Source organism: Anaerostipes rhamnosivorans (assembly GCF_005280655.1).
Taxonomy (GTDB): Bacteria; Bacillota; Clostridia; order Lachnospirales; family Lachnospiraceae; genus Anaerostipes; species Anaerostipes rhamnosivorans.
On record NZ_CP040058.1, the window covers coordinates 507,893 to 528,515 of the forward strand.

Consider the following 20,623-nt stretch of genomic DNA (forward strand, 5'->3'; position numbering starts at 1 on the left):
AAAATTACTGACGGGCAGTGAAAAAGATCAGAGAAAGCTTCTGATCTTTTTTATTTGACATCTATCAGGATCAAATTTACAATAAAAAAGATAGAAGAAAATATATCCAAGATTCTGGGAGAACAGCAAGATGAAGAATGACAGATTTTTAATAAAGGTAGTGGAATTGTATTATCAGGATGGTTTGTCGCAGGAGAAAATAGCCAAGAAACTGAACACATCAAGGACTACCATATCCAGGACACTGATCAAGGCGAGGAAAGAAGGATATGTCCAGATCCACATCAATTATCCTGACCAGAGTGATTTGAAACTAGAAAAACAGATAGAACAGAAATTTGATCTGAAAGAGGCGCTGATCGCTGTTCCGGGATGTGACCAGACCGTGGAGCAGGCCGTTTCATTTCAGACCGCAGATTTTATTATCAGGGTACTGAAAAAGAACATGACCTTTGGCATGACCTGGGGGAGAGCTATGTTCCGTTTTGTAGAACAGCTGAAGATTGATGCAAGGATCAGATCTCTTTCTTTCCAGAATGTCAAAGTCGTGCCGTTCCTGGGCACACCCAGCGGCATCAACAGCGACTACAAATATACGATGACATACTCCAACACATTGGCCACAGAAGTGGGAGGAATTCTTGGATGCATCAGCTATAACCTGTCAGCTCCCATGTCCGTGGAAGATGAAAAGACGAAGCAGATGATCGAGAGTATCGGAGAGATCTCAAATGTACTTAAGATGGCAGAACAAGCTGATATCGCTTTGTTTGGTATCGGCTCCATGGGCAAAGACTCCTCTATACTGAAAGCCGGTATAAGGACAGAAGCCGAATACCTGGAATTAGTGGAGAGGGGAGGCATCGGAGAGATTGTCGGCAGGATCTATGATGCTGAGGGAAATCCTGTGGACCAGGAAATGAAGAAAAAGATGATCGGAATCTCCCTGGAAAGTATGAAAAAAATCCCCATCCGTGTGGGAGTCGCATATGGAAAAGATAAGATAGAGGCCATTCAGGGCGCTATAAAAGGGCAGATTATCAATGTGCTCATCACAGATACAGCCACTGCGGAAGCTGTTCTGGGCTGAGCAGAAACAGTGAGGAGGAAAAGAACGTGGCGCATATTCCTGTGTATGGAAAAGAGCATACCTTTCTGGACGAAAAAACCGGGCTGCTGTTTCGCAACTCCCGGTTTCAAGAGACGGCGTCTATCCACACCCATACCTTTTATGAATTTTTTATCGTTGCGGGGGGCAGTGCCCTGCATCTTGTGAACGATTCCATACAGACCATTACTCAGGGAGACTTAATCTTTATACGCCCTAAAGACACCCACAGCTATGAGTTCTATTATTCCCAGGACTTCCGGATTGTGAACATCGGATTCAGTGAACAGCTGTTTTTGAATGTCAGGCTGTTCTTAGACCACACAGTCATGCTGCAGGATATGGTGGACGCGGAGCTGCCGCCATGTGTCCATATGGATGCAGATGAGAAAAAAGAGATCATCACCCGTTTTGAGGAAATCGGATCTCTTATGAATGGTTCGTCCGTGCAGAAAACGGTTCTCTATGCCAAAAGCTGCCTTGCAGATATATTTACAAGATATTTCTTCTCCTACGATGCAGAAGAATTACCGGCGGTCAGCTGTCCTTCCTGGTTCCAGCCTATGCTGGAGGAAATGCAGAAGATCGACAATCTAAGGATCGGTTTTCCTAAAATGATCGAACTGTCCGCATGTTCTTCCAATCATCTGTGCAGGGTATTTAAGTCGGTTATGTCCGTGACACCCACAGAATATATCAACAGCAAACGGCTGGAATATTCGGTCTATCTTCTGACCCAGACTTCCAAGGAGATCATAGAGATCAGTATGCTTTGCGGATTTTCATCCCTGAGCCATTTTTACCATCTGTTCAAAAAGAAATACCAATGTCCTCCGTCAAAATTTAGAAAGATGAATGGGAGAGCACCGTCACAGTGATGTCTATCTTGGGGCGGTGCTTCTTAATTTATCCTCATATATCTCTTTCAGTTCGTAAAAAGCATTCATAACCACATCTGGGATCTGCACCTCTGCAATATAACCGCGTCCCATTGGACCGTATCCCTCTTCATTATTGGATAAGCGGGGGACCTCACTCATAAGCAGCGAAATATAGTGATCCATTTCCCACATGCCCCACAAAGTGCTGTCGCTGAACTGTAATTCTCCGTCCTGTACTATCACCTGATTACGGTAAGATGCATAGTTGATCACTTTGATGCTGGGTGCGTATCTTTTAAAGCCCGCACACATACGCCGCTGCATAGAAGCGTCCTGCATCAAAATGATATGTTTAGCATCTATATGGTGAAGCCGCAGAATTTCTAGTGCATTGGTCACATTGTTTCCGCAGTTAGTAGAGTTACGTTCCAGCAGGATATCCCGGATTCCATATTTTTGTGTGATATAGTCCTGCATGATATCCGCTTCCATCCTGCCTTCCACAGGTATTTCAGGATATCTGGCATGGAAGCGGCTGCGCAGGGCATCCGTTGTATGGCCCTCTCCGCCGACGATCATCAGCCGGGAGGCAGTTCCGTTAAGGAACCCCTCCGCCGCTGTATCACATCCTGCGGGAATACTGCCGCCGAATAATATTAAGACGTCAGCCTGCCGGATCCCATAGGTTTCATTCAGAGAAACCGAATCCAGATGTTTTATGTCTCTTATGCCGCAGAAATCAGCCAGAATATTTAGGTTCTTCGCTGTTCTTTCTAATTCTGCTGTCATCATTCTCAGGAATCCAGCCCCAGGACTACAGGCACTGATTTATATCCCACGCCCATTCTGTCAATTCCCATGTCGATCAGTTGTAAGAAATGCTCTCTTGTACGGATAGACCCGCTTCCCTTGATCTTACACTTGTCACCAACCTCGTCCATCATAAGCTTAATCACCTCCGGTGTGGCACCGTGCAGCTCAAAGCCTGTCAGGAATCCAGTACTGGTCTTTACAAAATCCACACCCGCTTCGATACAGCACTGACAGGTCTTTTTGATCTGTTCTTCTGTGAGTGCATCGGTCTCAAAAATGGCTTTCAGTTCTTTCCCATGCTTGTGTGCAGCATCCGCGCAGGCTTTCAGATCCTCGGTGACTTTGCCGTATTCTCCGGAACGGATCCATCCGAAGTTTGCCACCACGTCAATCTCCTTTACACATTCATAACGGGCCGCGATCTCGATCTGTGCAACCTTGGATTCTGTGGCGCTTGTGCCGAACGGGAAGTCTGTCACCGGGCAGAGTCCTGTATTAGTTCCTTCTACATATGGTGTGCAGAGTTCAATGTATCCAGGGTTGATGCAGATTGTGGCACATCCCTGTTTTACCCCGTCTTTTGTCAGATCAATGATCTGCTCCTCTGTGAATTCCGGCTTCAGCACGGAATAGTCAATGTAGGCTGCCAGTTCTTTCACTGTCATTTCACTTGCTTTTTTAGATATCTTTTTCATGATTTACCTCCTGAAAGTGCTTTTGTTTGTTTCTGTAATTGTAATATATCATCGTTCCATAAGCTTTTCTTGTTTTGGAAATCCAAGTTTTTGTAATATATTGATATCTCTAAAAAACTTATTATTCTCAATCCCGACATATCCGATCACTCATATATATTGTAGAAAAAGGTATCTAGAAAAAGTTTAAAAGAGATCTCCATTTTCTTCTATCCAGGTTCCGTTTTTCTACAGATTTGAAAGTTTTCTTTTATTATTTCCAAAATCATCATCAGCAATAAAACTATAAATAACAATTGTCCATGTGCAGAATTGCTGAAAAAAATGAAAAAGTTTTATGGTTATTGACAACCCATACAAACGAACGTACAATGTAGAAAACGATCAATAGAACAGGAACATGGTCAAATGACCAAAGACATCAGAGAAAGGAGGACGGAGAAAGTGGAAGACAATCGATTTTTGATCAAAGTGTCAGAATTATATTTTAAGGATGGACTGTCCCAGGAAAAAATAGCAAAAAAACTGAATGTGTCGAGGACTACCATCTCCAGGGCACTGGGGAAAGCAAAGCAGGAAGGGATCGTCCGGATCCACATTACATATCCCGAATCCAGCAACATGATGATGGAAAAAGAGATGGAAAAGAGATTTGGACTGAAGGAGGCACTGATCGCCGTACCTGTGGAGGGACAGACATCCGCTCAGGCTGTGGCTGGTCAGACTGCAGACTATGTCATCCGGGTCCTCAAGAAGAATATGATCCTGGGAGTGACCTGGGGAAGAGCTATGTATGAGTTTGTGAGGCGTCTAGGCGAGGATGAACGGACCAGGGCCCTATCCTACCGGAATGTAAAGATCGTTCCTTTCCTTGGAACACCTAGTGAGGTGGACCGGAATTATAAGTACCGTATGACTTACTCTAATACACTGGCCACCGGCATCGGGGATATTTTAGGCTGTACCAGCTATAATCTGTCGGCACCTATGTTTGTACAGGATGAGCAGGCTAAAAATATGATTGAGAGCATCGATGGAGTTTCAAAGGTGTTAAAGATTGCGGAGCAGTCGGATATCGCCCTGTTTGGCATCGGCTCCATAGGAGCGGATTCCTCGATCATAAAGGCAGGGATGAGGACTGGGGAAGAATATGAAGAATTGAGAAGACAGGGCGGTGCGGGAGAGATCGTAGGCAGAATCTATGATTCTTTTGGAAATACAATAGATGAAAAACTGAACAAAAAGATGGTAGGGATCTCATTGGAACGCATGAGGACCATACCAATCCGGGCCGGGGTTGCCTACGGGCCTGGAAAAACAGAAGCCATCAGGGGAGCAATGAAAGGAGGAATCATCAATGTGCTGATCACGGATGCCGCAACTGCAGAAAATATCTTAGAGATTTAGGGAGGTGTATGTATGAAATTAACGATGGCAATTGTATTTGGAGGAATCGTTATTGCATGGCTGCTGCAGGGATTCTTTGCATTCAGCCAGGCCAGGAACATCCAGAAGACCTACAAAGAACTGACAGACCGATACGCCAAAGACTACTGTATCGGATTCGGCCAGGCAAAGGGAAGGTTCTTCGGAAAAGGCTGCATCCTGCTTGTGGTGGCGGACCGGAATATGATCGTAAAGGATTCTGTGAAACTGGCAGGAGTTTCTGTGTTGAGCAGGATGAGGCCCAACCGGGACCTGATCGGCAGAGATCTATCGCTGACAGTCAGAAAGGAGGAGTTTTTACAATTAAGAGATCAGCCAAAAAGAAGATTTATTAAGAAAAGAGACCAAAGAAAAACAAGTGAGGAAAAAGCAATCAGTCTGGCCGCTAGAAATATTTATGATTATATCAATCAGAAAAACCAAGTGAGCCAGGCATAACCAAAGGAGGTAATTATGGACGCAGTTAGTTCTTTTTTTGAAGGTTTCATCAAGATGTTCAACGCAGGAGGCGAGAATCTGATGGGACTGATCACATCAATTCTGCCGACACTGGCATGTCTTATGACATTCGTGCTGGCAATCGTAAAACTGATCGGAGAGGAGCGCATTGAAAAATTAGCCCTGAAAGGATCAAAGAACGTGATCATGAGATACACGATCCTTCCGATGATCTCTTACTTCGTGTTCACTAACCCAATGAACTTCGCGCTGGGAAGATTTCTCCCTGAGAAATACAAAGGATCTTTCTTTGACGCATGCTGTACGGTGGTACATCCAATGACCGGATTATTTCCACATGTAAATTCAGGAGAATTATTTATCTGGCTTGGAATTTCCAGCGGAATCACGAAGCTGGGACTGGGAACCACAGGGCTTGCGGTGCGGTTCCTGCTGATCGGTATTGTGCTCGCGTTTATCCGGGGTGTGCTGACAGAAAAGATCTGGATGATCTACGCAAAGAAAAACGATGTTCCGTTCAGAGATTCCAATGAACTGACAATTTAATCAAAGGTGATATAAGGAGGATATGAATCATGAGTTATAAAACAGTGAAAGTTGAAAAAGGAAGAAGCGGATGGGGAACCCCTTTAATCGTGACACCAAAAGAAGGGCAGAAGATTGTCAGCGTCACTGGAGGAAAGATTCATCCGGTAGCTGAGAAGATCGCGGAGCTTACAGGGGCACCGGTGGTGGATGGATTTAAAAATCCGGTAAAAGATGAAGAGACAGCCTGTGCAGTCATTGACTGTGGCGGAACCTGCCGTCTGGGCATCCTTCCGAAAAAGGGAATTTTGACGATCAACATCAACGGAGGAGGGCCTTCCGGGCCGCTTAAAAGCTTTATCAAGGAAGGGCTTTATGTATCCGGAGTAAAACCAGAGAACGTTTCATTGAGTGAAGATTAGAGGAGGATGAACTGATGGAGGAAAAGAAAGGCAATGTAATTTCCAGAATTATTGATACATTTGGACGGGGAGCCGGTAAATTTACTTCCGTATTCTTTCAGGCGGGAAGAGAAACGATGGAAGTTATCACAGGAACGATCCTTCCCTTTATGTTTTTTGTCTCAGCTCTGGTGGGGATCATTACAGCCACTGGGGTGGGAAATATGATCGCCAACGGATTAAAGCCGCTGGCAGGAAACCTGATTGGATTAATTATCATCTCCCTGATCTGCGGAGTTCCTATCCTGTCCCCTCTTCTGGGACCGGGAGCTGTTATCGCCCAGGTCATCGGTGTTTTGATCGGTACAGAGATTGGAAAAGGGACCATCCCTCCCCAATATGCACTTCCGGCACTGTTTGCCATCAACCCGCAGGTGGGATGTGACTTTATCCCAGTTGCCCTGGGATTGGAGGACGCGCAGCCTGAGACGGTGGAATGTACGGTTCCTTCGGTGCTGATGGTGAGGTTCATCACTGCCCCTGTAGGTGTGCTGCTTGGATTCATCCTGATGACTGGAATGTTTTAACGGAGGTAGAGGAGACAAATGAGCCAGGTAATATATAAGACAGAAGTGATCCGTCTTGGATCAGAGGCCATGGATGCGCTGGACCAGAACCTGTTGATCCTGTTCGGACAGGAAGTGCCGGAGATCCTGGAGGACATGGTGTTTGTACATAACAACAATGAAGTGCTGGCAGAGCCAAAAAAGGGAGACTATCTCCTGGTGGACGAACAGGAATTTGAGATTCTTAGTGTTGGGGAAGTGGCATACCAGAATCTGTCACAGCTGGGGCACTGCACCCTGACATTTGGAGAAAATCAGGACCAGGAGATTCTTCCGGGCAGCATCTATTTAAAATCACTTAGGGCGCCGAAGGCTGGTGTGGGAAGCATCATACAGATCATTCAGGCATAGCAGAAGGAAGGAATAAAAAAGAATGAAAACGAAAGCAGTTAGAATTTACGGAAAAGAAGACCTGAGACTGGAAGAGTTTGATTTACCGGAGTTGAATGATGATGAGATCCTTATGGAGATTGTTTCAGACAGCGTCTGCATGTCTACTTATAAGGAAGCATTACAGGGAGAAAATCACCAGAGAGTCAACAAAGATATCAAAGAACGCCCGGTGATCGTAGGACATGAGTGTGCGGGGATCATTCGGAAGGTAGGGAAAAAGTGGAAGGATCAATACAAGGAAAATGAGACCTACACTATCCAGCCGGCTTTGAACATCGAAGGGTCCATGGCTTCTGTGGGATACTCCTTTGAATACTGCGGAGGGGATGCAACCTTTATTGTTGTACCGGACATTGTGATGGAAAAGGGCTGCCTGCTTCCGTTTGACAGCGGCAATGGCTTTTTCCAGGCATCTTTGGCAGAACCTATGAGTTGTATTATCGGGGCATTCCATTCCATGTATCACGGGGAGCGGGGAGTTTACCAGCATGAGATGGGCATTGTAAAAGGCGGGAAAAGCGCGCTGTTAGCCTGCTGCGGACCTATGGGGCTGGGAGCTATCGGATATATGCTGAACTGCGTAAGAAGACCGGGATTGCTTGTGGTGACTGACATTGATGAAGACCGGCTCAAAAGGGCGCAGACGCTGTTTTCTGAGGACTATGCAAAAGAGCGAGGCGTGGAACTTCACTATGTGAACACTGCAAAAGAAGAAAATGAAGTGGAGACTTTGAGAGCTCTCACAGGCGGAACAGGCTTTGACGATGTGTCTGTATATGCACCGGTCCGCCAGGTGATCGAGACCGCTGATAAGATCCTTGGTTTTGACGGCTGTCTGAACTTTTTTGCCGGACCGGTAGATCCGGAATTGTCAGCGATGTTTAACTTCTTTAATGTCCACTACAAGATGACCCATATTGTAGGCTCCAGCGGCGGCAATACGGAGGATATGAAGGAATGCCTCAGAATGTCCGGAGAAGGAATCCTTAATCCGGCCGTGATGGTGACCCATGTGGGCGGAATGGACGCGGTCATTGACACTACATTAAATCTTCCTAAGATCCCCGGGGGCAAGAAGCTGATCTATGTGGGAATTGACATGGAACTGACAGCGATTGATGAATTTGAAGAAAAAGGCAGGACAGATGAGAGATTTCAAACACTTGCCAATATTACACAAAAAAATAATGGACTGTGGTGTGCAGAAGCAGAAAATTATCTCTTAGATAACTTTTAACAAACGGTCAAATTTGTTTTCTGAACACCAAATCCATCATTAAGACCAGAATATACGAAAACATAAATCAAGTCAACGTAAAGGAGCATCTTATGTTAGTGAACAGCAAAGAAATTTTATTGGCAGCGAAAAAAGGACACTATGCAGTGCCTGCGACAAATGTATTTAACTTAGAGAGCATCAAAGGAGTACTCAGTGCAGCAGAAGAGACAAACCATCCGTTGATGGTCTGCTTGGCGGAAGTACATACACCGGAACTTGGGATTGAGGAAGCAGCCCATATTGTAAAATATTATGCTGAAAAATGCAGTCAGGACATTGTCCTTCACTATGACCACGGATTTACAAGTGAGATGGTAAAGCAGGCCATTGATGCGGGTTTCACTTCCGTTATGATCGACGGCTCCAGCCTTCCGTTTGAAGAAAATGTGGAGAAAACAAAGGAGATCGTGGCTTATGCCCATAAGCGCAATGTAACAGTGGAAGCAGAGATCGGACACGTGGGCGGGGGAGAATCTTATCTGGACCCGGAAGATGACGACACAATGCTCACCACAGTAGATGAGGCAGTAAAATTCGCGGAGCTCACAGGAGTGGACTCCCTGGCTGTATCCATTGGCACTGCGCACGGGGAATACAAAGGCATTCCTCATCTGAATTTTGACAGATTAAGCCAGATCGCAGAGCGTGTGGAAGTGCCGCTGGTACTCCACGGAGGTTCCGGTTCCGGGGATGAGAATCTGACAAAGGCAGTCCAGCTTGGCATATGCAAAGTGAATATTTTTACAGACCTGACCATTGCCGCAAAAGAAAAGACAAAAGAAGGATATGCTGACAGAAGTTATTATGACAGTACAAAGTTAGCTGTCCAGGGAATTAAAGAATGTCTGATGCACTATTATGAAGTGTTCCAGACCAAAGGAGAAAAGTAAAAACCATGAGATATTATGATTATATGGCGCCGTCTGTGAATTTTATGGGACCGGGATGTATTGAAGTCCTCGGAGAACGTGTAAAACTGCTCGGCGTAAAAAAGCCGCTTCTGGTTACAGATACATTTTTAAATGAGTTGGAGGACGGCCCTGTCATGCAGGCAGCAGCTTCCCTGAAAAATACAGGCATTGAATATGCTGTTTATACAGGAGTTGAGCCAAACCCGAAGGTACAGAACTGTCTGGACGGGCTTAAGATCTATAAAGAAGAAGGTTGTGACTCCATCATTACAGTGGGAGGCGGTTCTTCCCATGACTGCGGAAAGGGAATTGGTATCGCGGCAACTCATGAAAAACCCTTGACAGAATATGCAGGGATTGAGACTCTGACCAACCCGCTGCCTCCGGTGATCGCTGTAAATACCACAGCAGGTACTGCGAGTGAAGTTACAAGACATTGTGTGCTTACTAATTTAGACACTCACCTTAAGTTCGTCATTGTGAGCTGGAGAAATGTACCGCTGGTTTCCATCAATGATCCGCTGCTTATGCTGGGTGTGCCTAAAGGTCTCACTGCAGCCACAGGAATGGATGCGCTGACTCATGCAGTGGAATCCTATGTATCCGTGGACGCCAATCCGGTCACAGATGCTGCGGCTGTCCAGGCCATCAAGCTGGTGGCAGGAAACTTAAGGCAGGCAACAGCCAACGGGCAGAATGAAAAGGCAAGAGAAAATATGGCCTATGCATCACTTTTAGCGGGAATGGCATTCAACAATGCCAACCTGGGTTATGTCCACGCCATGGCACATCAGCTGGGAGGGCAGTATGACATGCCCCACGGTGTAGCCAATGCGATCCTTCTGCCGACAGTGGAGGAATACAACCTGAACTCAGCGCCGGAAAGATTTGCGGATCTGGCAGTGCTTCTCGGAGAGAACATTGATGGGCTGTCTGTGATGGAAGCCGGACAAAAAGCCATTCAAGCAATGAGAAATCTGGCGGAAGATGTAGGGATACCAAAAACCTTAAAAGAGATGGGAGTTAAAAGGGAAGATTTCGAGCTGATGGCAGAGAACGCACTGTTAGACGGAAATGCGTTCAGCAACCCAAGAAAAGGGTCAAAAGAAGATATCATCCGTTTGTTTGAGAAAGCTTATTAAGAAAAACAATGTATGTCGTTTGGATAAAAACAGGTATGAATGTTCTCATACCTGTTTTTTCGGCGTGGATTCATAAAAAGATACCAAAAGAAACATAATATATACGAAAGTTATTTCATACAAAAAATCGGTTAAAAAACAGAAGGCAATACCTGCGATTATTTTTCTCCATTGTCGCAAGGAGGCCTTTCCAGAGCCGACTGGAGATAATGGAGAAAAATATGATGAATCTATACGATATTATGGGCCCCGTCATGGTGGGTCCTTCTAGTTCACACACGGCAGGTGCGGCAAGGATCGGCCTGATCTCCAGAAAGCTTTTGGGGGAGCCGGTCTGGCGGGCGGAGATCTTGTTTCATGGATCCTTTCAGGCTACCGGTGTCGGACATGGAACTGACCGGGCGGTCATGGCAGGGCTTCTGGGCATGGGACAGGATGATCTGAGAATCCCGCAAAGTTTAGAGATTGCCAGGGATGAGGGGATCCAATGGAGGTTTGGAAAGACGTTCTTAAAAGATGTCCATCCAAACAGTGTGAAACTTCTGCTCACAGGCAAAAGCGGAAGAGAACTTGAGATCGTCGCAAGTTCTCCAGGAGGCGGCAGGGTTTTGATCTGCCGGATGGATGGGCTTGAGACAGATTTTTCAGGAGACATGCCCACGATGATCGTACACAATGACGATAATCCAGGACATGTGGCCGCAGTGGCTTCCCTGCTGGCTGAATCAGGGATCAACATCGCATCTATGCGGCTTTCCAGGGACCGGAGAGAGGGAAATGCTGTCATGGTGTTGGAATGTGACCAGGAGATTTCTAACGAAACAGTGAGACAGATAGAAAAGATGAAAGGAATCCACAAAGCCGCCTGCCTGGCGGGAATGGATTGAGGTGAGGTTTGGAATGGGATTTCAATCAATGGCGGAGATGGAGGAAGCGGCAAAGGAGGCCGGGATCCCGCTCTGGAAAGCGGTCATGGAAGACGATAAGAGGGAGCGTCATGTATCGGAAGAGGAGACAATGTTGAAGATGAGGGAGCGCTATCATGCCATGAAACAGTCAGACGCGGACTATGAGGAAAATCTTAGTTCATGGAGCGGCCTTTCCGGCGGGGACGGGGCCAAAATGCAGAGATTTGTGTCCCAGGGAAATGCAGTCTCAGGGGAACTGATGGGCGAAGTGATCGCGGGAGCGCTGAAAATGGGAGAATCCAATGCCTGCATGAAGCGGATCGTGGCGGCTCCCACGGCCGGGGCCTGTGGAGTGGTTCCTGCTGTGTTTCTGGCTTACGAAAAGTTTTATAAGATACCGGAGAGGTCCATGCTGGAGGGAATGTTCTTAGCTGCGGGCATTGGACAGGTCATTGCACATAGGGCCAGCATTTCCGGGGCACAGGGAGGCTGCCAGGCAGAGATCGGATCGGCCTCTGCCATGTGCGCAGGGGCTCTAACCCATATCCGCGGTGGGAATACGCAGCAGATCTGTTCGGCAGGTGCCTTTGCCTTAAAAGGTCTGCTGGGGCTGGTCTGTGATCCTCTGGGCGGGTTGGTGGAGATTCCGTGTATACGGAGAAATGTGACCGGTGCTGTAGGTGCAGTGGCCTGTTCTGACATGGCAATGGCAGGAGTTTACTCCAGGGTGCCGTTTGACGAGGTGATTGACGCCATGGGGGAGATCGGTGAGATGATGCCGGGAGGTTTAAAGGAGACAAGCCAGGCGGGACTTGCCGCCACGGAGACTGGAAAGAAGATCGCCCTCGACCTGGCACAGAGGAACCAGACGCCCCAGTGCTGAAAAAAATCCCCGGTCAGGAAAGGCCTGCCGGGGATAAATAGATAAAATTAGTATCGGTTCTGGCTGTTGCACATCTTGATCTTTTCTTCTACAACTGCCGCCATTGCCTCTTTTGCTTCTTTTGTATAGATTCTCGGATCGTTGGCTTCCGGATTTTCTATCAAAGTCTTCCTGAGTTCCTGTGAATAAGGAATCTTTAATTCTGTGGCGATGTTAACCTTGCAGATTCCAAGTTCGATGGCACGTCTTACAGCATCACCAGGCACACCGGACGCACCGTGGAGTACAAGAGGTACGGAAACTTCTGCGCGGATCTCTGCCAGGCGGTCAAAGTCAAGCTTTGGCTCTTCCTTATATAAACCGTGGGCTGTTCCGATGGCAACTGCAAGGGAATCAATGCCAGTACGGGCCACATAGTCCGCAGCCTGTGCAGGGTTGGTGTACATGGAATCTTTTTCATCCACAACAAGATCGTCCTCGCGTCCGCCGAGACGTCCAAGTTCTCCCTCCACAGTCACATCGTGGAGATGGGCATAAGCTACGACTTTCTTTACTTTTTCTATATTTTCTTCATATGGAAGCTTGGAAGCATCGATCATGACAGATCTTGTGCCAAGGTCGATGGATTCTTTGATGCCTTCAAATTCTTCATGGTGGTCCAGATGGAGAGCCACGGGAATGTCATATTTATTTGCAGTTGCCTCTACGATAGCCTGAAGGTAATCGCGGTTCGCATAGGAAAATGTTCCGGGTGTTCCGGCCAGAATGATCGGGGAACCAAGCTTTGCTGACGTTTCCGCTACGACCTGGATTGTCTCTAAGTTGTGAATGTTAAATGCCGGCACGGCATATCGTTTTTCCTGTGCATCTCTTAACATATGTCTGGTTGATACCATCTTACTCATAATCATCCTCCTAAAGCTTTCCTGCTTTCTGTCTTAGTTTAACCATTTACATTATAAAAAAACTGCCGGTGAAAATCTTTTCAGGTTATGAAAACCAATGAAAATCATGTATAATAAAAAAGATCTTTCACACAGACAGGAGGGACAAGTTATGATTATTGAATTAAACAGCAAGATTGCTGAGAACCTTTCTAAGACTGAATTAGGGGTTGTCAATTATATCAATGACAATGAGGATAAGCTTTCAGACCTATCGATTGTGGATATAGCCTTTGAGACATTCTCTTCACCGGCAACTGTTTCCAGGGCCATCCGCAAATGCGGCATCAATGGCTTTAATGAGCTGCGGTATAAATTAACGGCGAAAACAGAAAATACGGAAGTAAAGGACTTAAATGAGATCATGAACAAGTCTTTGATCGAGGCCACTTCCGTTATTGAGCATATGTCCATTCCAAATGTGCTGGATATACTCCATGCCATTCGGGATGCCAAAAGGGTTTTGATCTTCTCCAGGGGACCTACCCATTTGGTGGCACAGGAGCTGAGCATGAAGCTTCAGGTGCTGGATTTTTTTGTGGTGGATGTGGAAGATCCGCAGATCATGAGGATCATGTCAAAGAACTTACAGGAAGATGAGGTTGTGATTATTCTGTCGTTAAACGGGGAGACTAAGGAACTGATCGACTCAGCCAGGAACGCGAAACTCAGAGGCTGCAAGGTCATCACGCTCTGCTGCAGCAGTACCAGTGAGCTATTTGAGTATTCAGATTATACATGGCTGGGCTACAAACACTCCCACATTGCAATAAGAAACTATGAGGTAACGTCCAGGCTTCCGCTGTACATTATGTGCCGAATCCTCGTAGACTTTTTAGTCGAGAATATAGACCATAAAAAATAAGGCCTTTGAAGGTCTTATTTTTTTGTCGTTTTCAGGATATGAAAAGATTTTCATGGAATACTTGTCTATAATAAAGACTGTAAAAAGAAATTGTATTCTATGGATGAGCAGTATGATTTATACGTTAACTACAAATCCTGCCATCGATATGAACATTTCCACAAAAGGAATGGAACGTGCAAAAGTAAACCGCACATTCGATACGGTTTACACTCCCAATGGAAAAGGTGTCAACGTCACGCTGACATTAAAGCATTATGGGGTTGATTCCACGGTTACTGGATTTTTTGGAGGATTTTCGGGAAAATATATTGTAGAGGAACTGGAAAATAGACAGGTGGCTGTAAAGCCGGTCTGGGTCGGTGACACAACAAGGATCAATATATTTTTAAATGATGGAGAGGGCGAATTCAAATTTGTCAACAGCGGATCGTTTGTCGGAAGGGACCAGCAGGAAGAAATGCTGCATCTTTTCGAGACAGCCGAAGATCTGAGCTGTCTTGTGATCAGCGGCAGTCTTCCGCCTGGAATCGAACCGAGTTATTACGAAAGTATTTTGTCAATCTGTAAAAAGAGGGGCATTGATGTGGTGCTGGATATCAGTTCTCCGAAACTGAAAGACTTATTAAAATACCAGCCCTTGCTGATCAAACCAAACGATGAAGAGATCGAAGAGATCTTCGGGATTAAGATCAAGGACGAAGAAGACATACTGCATGTCCTTACCTTCCTGAAAGAACAGGGGGCCAGGAATGTACTGCTGACGCTCGGAAGCAAAGGAGCGTATTTCAGTAACGGAGAAGATGTGTATTATTCATCTTCCCAGCCGGTTAAGTTATTAAGCTCGGCGTGTGCGGGAGATGCCGCATTGGCAAGCTTTTTAAGCCTTTGGCTCGACCATCCGGAAAATGTTGAGGATGCATTGAAGCGTTCAGCTGCCACAGGGGCAAATGTGGCGGAGAGCAACGCACTCGGTGATTTTGCCAAAGTAGATACTTACTTTCACAATATCAAAATAAGAAAGGTGGAGAAATGATATGAAAAAACTATTAGGTGTTACAGGTTGCCCAACCGGGATCGCCCATACTTACATGGCGGAGGAAGCTTTAAAGGAAGCTGCCGAAAAGCTGGGCGCTGAAATGAAAGTTGAGACCAACGGAGCTGTTGGTGTCGAGAATGAATTGACTGCTGAGGATATTGCTGAATGTGACGGAATTATCGTAGCTTGTGATAAAAATGTAGACATGGACCGTTTTAACGGAAAACCAGTCATAGAAGTGCCGGTCTCAGACGGGATCAGCAAAGCGGAAGAATTAGTGCAGAAGATGCTTGATGGAAACGTTTCCGTAAGAGGCGGGGAAGTGAAAGCAGCTGGAAGCGAAAAGAAAGCAGAAGAAGGAAAAGATTCTATTGGACATCAGATCTATAAGCATCTGATGAACGGTGTCTCCCATATGCTTCCGTTCGTTGTAGCCGGTGGTGTATTGACAGCCATCTCTTTCTTATGGGGAATTTATTCTTTCGATCCGAACTCTGATCAGTATAATGTAATTGCAGCCACTATCAAGACTGTCGGTGGTACATCCATGGGAATGATGGTTCCTGTGCTGGCAGCATTCATCGCCCAGTCAATCGGTGACCGTCCGGGTATGATCGCAGGTTTTGTAGGCGGTATGATCGCCAACACTACAGGGTCCGGATTTATCGGAGCTATCATTGCAGGTTTCTTTGCAGGATACTTATGTAAGTTTGTTGTAAATGCATTAAAAGGACTTCCAAGACAGTTTGAAGGTTTAAAATCTATCTTCTTTATACCGATCATCACAGTGGCTGTCGTGGGTATTGTAATGCAGGTAACTGCGGGTCCAGTTTCAGGAATCAATAAGGGAATGATGGATTTCCTAGCAGGGCTTCAGAACTCCAGCCCGATCATTTTGGGACTTGCTGTAGGATGTATGTCTGCATTTGACATGGGAGGCCCGGTAAACAAAGCTGCATATGTAACAGGAACAACACTTTTAGCACAGGGGAACTTTTACTTTATGGCAGGTGTATCTGCGGCATGTATTACACCGCCGTTGATCATCGCGCTTGCAGCAACATTTGCACCAAAGAAATTTACAAAAGCTGACCGTGCAGCAGGACTTGTAAACTATGTGCTTGGATGCACCCACATCACAGAAGGTGCAATTCCATTTGCGGCAAAAGATCCGGTGAGAGTGCTGCCAATTCTGATGGTAGGTTCCTCAATCTCAGCGATCCTGTCCTACGTGATGAAGGTCCAGGTACCGGCACCTCACGGCGGATTCTTGATCCTTCCATTAGTACATCCGGCTGTCACATGGGTATTATGTATCCTGGCAGGTTCTGTAGTAGGCGCAGTACTTTATGTTCTCACTGCAAAGGATGTAGAACAGAAATAAACGTTTACCCTACTGGGTATTAGAAAGGTTGGTAACTTTTATGGAAATTATAGAATTATTTGATGAGTCAACAATGAATCTAAACTTACAGGGAGAGACAAAAGACCAGATCATTGAAGAAATGGTAACACTTTTAGACGAAGGCGGAGTACTCGCTGATAAGGACGACTATAAAAAAGCAATCTATGCAAGAGAAGAACAGTCTTCCACAGGACTTGGATTCGACATCGCGATCCCACATGCAAAAACTGCGGCGGTTAAAACTGCGAGAGTAGCCTTCGGGAAATCTGACAAAGGATTTGACTTCGGTGCCGAGGACGGGACAAAAGCGCACCTGATTTTCATGATAGCGGCAACCGATACAGACAGCAACCTGCATCTACAGGCGCTGGCAACACTCTCAAGAAATCTGATTAAAGCAGACTTTAGAGCGAAGCTTCTGGCAGCCAATACTGCAGGCGAAGTTATGGATGTGTTGAAAACTTTATAAATAATAGCAGACCGGCAGTGGAAATAGATTTTCCGCTGCCGGTTTTAACAATTTATTTATCATTATTGGTAGCTGCTTTCGCAAATTATAAAGAATGGGCCAGCTGAAAATCTTAAATTAGTATAACTTCCGTGAGCTCGCTCAATGTCTTATAAACAGCGGACGGCAGATCTTTATCCGTGATAAAATAGTCGATATCCTTCCAGTTGGCGTACTGCACCAGAGAGCAGATATGGGCCTTGGAGCTGTCAGAGATGACAACAATGATCTTAGACTGGGGGATGATGGCCTGTTTGATCTGTGCATCTGTGAACTCTGAGACTGCCGGCCCGTTGTGCTGCTCAAATCCGCTGGTCCCCAGAAATGAAATATCTACCTTGATGGTGTTGATAAAGTTGGTGGTCTGGAACCCTTCTGTGGACATATTGTTCGGGTTCAGCTGGCCTCCGGTTAAGATGGTCACGTTGTTGCCGTTATTTAAATGGTAAGTGGTATTGATGGAATTGGTCACAATGGTATAACCGGATTTCTGGCTTAAAAGCTGTGCCATACACTGCATCGTGCTCCCGGCATCCAGATAAATGACCCCCTGTTCCGGGATTAATTCCAACCCCTTCTCACAGAGGGCATACTTTACGGAGCTGTTTTCGCTGACCCGTGTTTCGATAGGGATCGGGCGGAAGCTTGAGACTAGGGTGGCGCCCCCGTGGCTGCGCTCTATCGCCCCGATCTCCTGAAGATGAGTCAGGTCTCTTCTGATGGTTTCTTTTGTCACTTCAAATTTATCTGCCAGGTCGCCGATTTTAGCGCTTCCTGTACTGTTGATATATTCAACAATTTCCTTCTGGCGTTCTTTTGCGAGAAGTTTTCCCATAATCGTTCCTCCTTCATACTGATAACCTCATCATAACAGAAAATATGGATAAATTCAAATGTGAACACACACAAACAAAAATAAAACAACAAAACTACACATTTTTTGTGGGAAAGCATTGACATATATCATTAAAAAACTTATAATTCACGTATAAACAAAAACAAACGGACACAAAACCAAGAAAAGCAAATATTAAGAGGTAGATCATGAAAAAATGGAAGGAATATGTGTTTGATGTCAATGGTTTTCAGGTAAACACCATCTACAATGAGGAAACCATAGAGAAAATTTTCTTGCCTTTACTTAGAAATCTGACCGAGATGCAGAAGAAAAAGAACCGCAGACTGATTGTGTTTATGGCAGCGCCTCCTGCAGTGGGAAAGACCACACTGTCAAAATTTCTGGAGTATCTGTCTGTACAGTCGGAAGACCTGACGGAGATCCAGGCTATCGGTTTAGATGGTTTCCATTACCATTCGGATTACATCAATACCCACAATGCAGTGGTCATGGGAAAAGAGGTTCCTATGAAGAAAGTCAAAGGATGTCCGGAAACCTATGACACGGAAAAACTCAGGGAGAAGTTCAGAAGGATCAAAGAGGAAGATATCCTGTGGCCAGTGTATGACAGGACGATCCACGATGTTGTGGAGGATGTGGAGAAGATCACAAAGGACATTATCCTGATTGAGGGAAACTGGCTGCTTTTAGACGAGGAGCCATGGAGATCTATGAAGGATACGGCAGATTATACAATCATGATCCGCTCTGAGGAAGAGACTTTAAAAGAACGGCTGGTGGGAAGAAAGATGAAGGGCGGCCTTACGAGAGAAGAGGCAGAGGATTGGTACATCAACAGTGACAGCGTGAATGTCAGGAGGGTGCTTAAGACATCTTTAGACGGAGACTTCATGTTAAAAGTCGAAGCAGATAACGATTATATAGAATTATAGGAGGATCAGGGATGAAATCAACAGCGGCAGTTTTGGCAGCAAAAAATCAGGTTTATGTAAAAGAAGTGGAACTTCCGGAGATCGGAGAAGAGGAACTTTTGGTAAAGGTAGTATCAAACAGTATCTGTCTTTCTACATATAAGGCGGCTTTAAGGGGAGGGGACCACAAGAGAGTACCGGATGATCTGAGTCCGGAACATCCGACGATCACAGGCCATGAGTTCGGCGGATATATTGTAGAAGTGGGAGAGAAGCTAAAAGACCGTTTTAAACCGGGAGAAAAGTTTGTGCTCCAGCCGGCCATGGGACTTCCAAGCGGTTACTCCGCGGGATACAGCTACGAATATTACGGAGGAAATGCTACCTACTGCATCATCCCGAAGGTATCCATTGATATCGGATGTGTGCTTCCATATGAGGGAGATTATTTTGCAAATGCTTCCCTGGCAGAGCCCATGTCATGCATCATCGGCGCATTTCATGCGACCTATCATACAACACCGTATGTGTATGAGCACAGGATGGGCTTAAAAGACGGAGGAAGTGTCGCGCTGCTGGGATGTGCAGGACCTATGGGGATCGGAGCCATTGATTATGCGTTAAACGGGCCTTATAACTCAAAACGGATTGTAGTCACGGATATCAACGAAGAGAGACTTGAGCGCGCAAAATCCCTAATCACTCCGGAGGATGCGGCGGCAAAGGGAGTAGAGCTTATTTATGTGAACACGGCTGGGAACGATCATGCTGTGGAGGATCTGAAAGAGCTGAACGGAGGCAAAGGATATGATGAGGTCTTTGTATTCGCGCCGGTAGAACCCCTGATTGAGATGGGAGACGATCTCCTTGGAAATGACGGCTGCCTGAACTTCTTTGCAGGGCCGACGGACAACAACTTTAAAGCAAAATATAATTTCTACAATGTTCACTATGAAGGAACCCATATCTGCGGAACTTCAGGAGGCGCCCCTGCCGATATGATCGAGTCTCTGGAGCTTTCTGCGGCTGGAAAGATCAATCCGTCCTATATGGTAACACATATCGGAGGAATCAATGCGGCACCGGATACGATCTTAAATCTTCCGAAGCTCCCGGGAGGCAAGAAGCTGATCTATCCTCATATCCAGATGGAATTGACTGCCATCGAGGATTTCGGAAAGCTTGGGAAAGATAATGAAATGTTTGCACATCTGGCAGAGATCTGCGAGGCAAATAACAATGTATGGTGTCAGGAGGCAGAGGAATATCTGCTGAAGACACTGGCACCTGAGGAATAAAGATTTAATAGTAGATGATTGCAGATTCGGGATAGATGTGGTAAGATGCCTGAGAAAGAAAAATTAAACATAAAGTGATGGTGTGCCCGGATAAAACCCGACTGCTGGGAAAAAATAAAACGGAAGACTGCCGAAGCGTACATATGCCTTTAGGGGATGTGTACACTTTTGGCAGTCTTTTTTATTTCATAGGATTCGGGTGTCAAAAGGTATCTTTGCCAAAAGTCATTGTAGATTTTGCACAAATAGCCATACCTTTTAAGCGTTCGAAAAGCTATTTAGTGGATAATTTATTATGCAATATCACAACAATTATTTCAAATC

General features: G+C 45.7%; 23 protein-coding genes. 19 read left to right on the forward strand and 4 right to left on the reverse strand.

The window, feature by feature from the left end; genetic code table 11:
• Positions 1-130 precede the first annotated feature (130 nt).
• Together AR1Y2_RS02555 and AR1Y2_RS02560 are read left to right on the forward strand one after the other, a co-directional pair.
• Positions 131-1,090: a sugar-binding transcriptional regulator gene (locus AR1Y2_RS02555; protein ID WP_137327558.1), complete on the forward strand. Its 960-nt coding sequence runs from the start codon at positions 131-133 to the stop codon at positions 1,088-1,090.
• Positions 1,091-1,116: 26 nt separating this feature from the next.
• Positions 1,117-1,986, forward strand: a complete 870-nt coding sequence (locus tag AR1Y2_RS02560; RefSeq protein WP_137327559.1) for an AraC family transcriptional regulator — start codon at positions 1,117-1,119, stop codon at positions 1,984-1,986.
• A 3-nt stretch (positions 1,987-1,989) separates the two neighbouring features.
• On the opposite strand, the gene AR1Y2_RS02565 is transcribed toward AR1Y2_RS02560, so the two are convergent.
• Positions 1,990-2,781, reverse strand: coding sequence for a YdcF family protein (locus AR1Y2_RS02565; protein WP_243118830.1), 792 nt, complete (start codon positions 2,779-2,781; stop codon positions 1,990-1,992).
• Between the two features lie 2 nt (positions 2,782-2,783).
• Positions 2,784-3,497, reverse strand: coding sequence for a deoxyribose-phosphate aldolase (deoC, locus tag AR1Y2_RS02570; protein ID WP_137327560.1), 714 nt, complete (start codon positions 3,495-3,497; stop codon positions 2,784-2,786).
• Positions 3,498-3,941: 444 nt separating this feature from the next.
• Between deoC and AR1Y2_RS02575 the strand changes: the two genes are divergently transcribed.
• From AR1Y2_RS02575 to sdaAA, 11 genes are all read left to right on the forward strand, one after another.
• Positions 3,942-4,904, forward strand: a complete 963-nt coding sequence (locus AR1Y2_RS02575) for a sugar-binding transcriptional regulator (RefSeq protein WP_243118831.1) — start codon at positions 3,942-3,944, stop codon at positions 4,902-4,904.
• Positions 4,905-4,916: 12 nt separating this feature from the next.
• On the forward strand, positions 4,917-5,381 hold the full coding sequence (locus AR1Y2_RS02580; protein ID WP_137327562.1) for a transcriptional regulator GutM: 465 nt from the start codon (positions 4,917-4,919) through the stop codon (positions 5,379-5,381).
• A gap of 15 nt (positions 5,382-5,396) precedes the next feature.
• A complete protein-coding gene (srlA, locus tag AR1Y2_RS02585) occupies positions 5,397-5,948 on the forward strand; it encodes a PTS glucitol/sorbitol transporter subunit IIC (protein WP_137327563.1) in 552 nt (183 codons plus the stop codon).
• A gap of 29 nt (positions 5,949-5,977) precedes the next feature.
• On the forward strand, positions 5,978-6,349 hold the full coding sequence (locus tag AR1Y2_RS18205; protein WP_330554758.1) for a PTS sorbose transporter subunit IIB: 372 nt from the start codon (positions 5,978-5,980) through the stop codon (positions 6,347-6,349).
• 14 nt (positions 6,350-6,363) lie between these two features.
• On the forward strand, positions 6,364-6,915 hold the full coding sequence (locus AR1Y2_RS18210) for a hypothetical protein (RefSeq protein ID WP_330554759.1): 552 nt from the start codon (positions 6,364-6,366) through the stop codon (positions 6,913-6,915).
• Positions 6,916-6,933: 18 nt separating this feature from the next.
• On the forward strand, positions 6,934-7,305 hold the full coding sequence (locus tag AR1Y2_RS02595; protein ID WP_137327564.1) for a PTS glucitol/sorbitol transporter subunit IIA: 372 nt from the start codon (positions 6,934-6,936) through the stop codon (positions 7,303-7,305).
• Between the two features lie 22 nt (positions 7,306-7,327).
• On the forward strand, positions 7,328-8,584 hold the full coding sequence (locus tag AR1Y2_RS02600; protein WP_137327565.1) for a zinc-binding dehydrogenase: 1,257 nt from the start codon (positions 7,328-7,330) through the stop codon (positions 8,582-8,584).
• A gap of 92 nt (positions 8,585-8,676) precedes the next feature.
• Complete coding sequence (locus AR1Y2_RS02605; RefSeq protein ID WP_137327566.1) at positions 8,677-9,516, forward strand: class II fructose-bisphosphate aldolase; 840 nt, start codon at positions 8,677-8,679, stop codon at positions 9,514-9,516.
• A gap of 5 nt (positions 9,517-9,521) precedes the next feature.
• On the forward strand, positions 9,522-10,679 hold the full coding sequence (locus AR1Y2_RS02610; protein WP_137327567.1) for an iron-containing alcohol dehydrogenase: 1,158 nt from the start codon (positions 9,522-9,524) through the stop codon (positions 10,677-10,679).
• Between the two features lie 224 nt (positions 10,680-10,903).
• Positions 10,904-11,566, forward strand: a complete 663-nt coding sequence (gene sdaAB / locus AR1Y2_RS02615) for an L-serine ammonia-lyase, iron-sulfur-dependent subunit beta (protein WP_137330175.1) — start codon at positions 10,904-10,906, stop codon at positions 11,564-11,566.
• Positions 11,567-11,579: 13 nt separating this feature from the next.
• Positions 11,580-12,470: an L-serine ammonia-lyase, iron-sulfur-dependent, subunit alpha gene (gene sdaAA / locus AR1Y2_RS02620; RefSeq protein WP_137327568.1), complete on the forward strand. Its 891-nt coding sequence runs from the start codon at positions 11,580-11,582 to the stop codon at positions 12,468-12,470.
• Between the two features lie 47 nt (positions 12,471-12,517).
• On the opposite strand, the gene AR1Y2_RS02625 is transcribed toward sdaAA, so the two are convergent.
• Positions 12,518-13,375 (reverse strand): tagatose bisphosphate family class II aldolase, encoded by an 858-nt coding sequence (locus AR1Y2_RS02625; RefSeq protein WP_207670571.1) that lies wholly within the window; start codon positions 13,373-13,375, stop codon positions 12,518-12,520.
• Positions 13,376-13,526: 151 nt separating this feature from the next.
• Here AR1Y2_RS02625 and AR1Y2_RS02630 point away from each other — a divergent pair, with 151 nt between their 5' ends.
• The 4 genes from AR1Y2_RS02630 to AR1Y2_RS02645 all read left to right on the forward strand — a co-directional run bounded on the left by AR1Y2_RS02630 (position 13,527) and on the right by AR1Y2_RS02645 (position 17,192).
• Positions 13,527-14,279, forward strand: coding sequence for a MurR/RpiR family transcriptional regulator (locus tag AR1Y2_RS02630; RefSeq protein ID WP_137327570.1), 753 nt, complete (start codon positions 13,527-13,529; stop codon positions 14,277-14,279).
• A 112-nt stretch (positions 14,280-14,391) separates the two neighbouring features.
• On the forward strand, positions 14,392-15,315 hold the full coding sequence (locus AR1Y2_RS02635; protein ID WP_175403573.1) for a 1-phosphofructokinase family hexose kinase: 924 nt from the start codon (positions 14,392-14,394) through the stop codon (positions 15,313-15,315).
• Position 15,316: 1 nt separating this feature from the next.
• Positions 15,317-16,702 (forward strand): PTS fructose transporter subunit IIC, encoded by a 1,386-nt coding sequence (locus tag AR1Y2_RS02640; protein WP_137327572.1) that lies wholly within the window; start codon positions 15,317-15,319, stop codon positions 16,700-16,702.
• A gap of 40 nt (positions 16,703-16,742) precedes the next feature.
• Positions 16,743-17,192 (forward strand): PTS sugar transporter subunit IIA, encoded by a 450-nt coding sequence (locus AR1Y2_RS02645; protein ID WP_137327573.1) that lies wholly within the window; start codon positions 16,743-16,745, stop codon positions 17,190-17,192.
• A 112-nt stretch (positions 17,193-17,304) separates the two neighbouring features.
• On the opposite strand, the gene AR1Y2_RS02650 is transcribed toward AR1Y2_RS02645, so the two are convergent.
• Complete coding sequence (locus AR1Y2_RS02650; protein ID WP_137327574.1) at positions 17,305-18,066, reverse strand: DeoR/GlpR family DNA-binding transcription regulator; 762 nt, start codon at positions 18,064-18,066, stop codon at positions 17,305-17,307.
• Positions 18,067-18,275: 209 nt separating this feature from the next.
• Between AR1Y2_RS02650 and AR1Y2_RS02655 the strand changes: the two genes are divergently transcribed.
• Positions 18,276-19,022 carry a nucleoside/nucleotide kinase family protein gene (locus AR1Y2_RS02655; protein ID WP_137327575.1) on the forward strand — a complete coding sequence of 249 codons (747 nt, stop codon included), beginning with the start codon at positions 18,276-18,278 and terminating at the stop codon, positions 19,020-19,022.
• Between the two features lie 11 nt (positions 19,023-19,033).
• A complete protein-coding gene (locus tag AR1Y2_RS02660) occupies positions 19,034-20,299 on the forward strand; it encodes a zinc-binding dehydrogenase (RefSeq protein WP_137327576.1) in 1,266 nt (421 codons plus the stop codon).
• Positions 20,300-20,623: the final 324 nt, after the last annotated feature.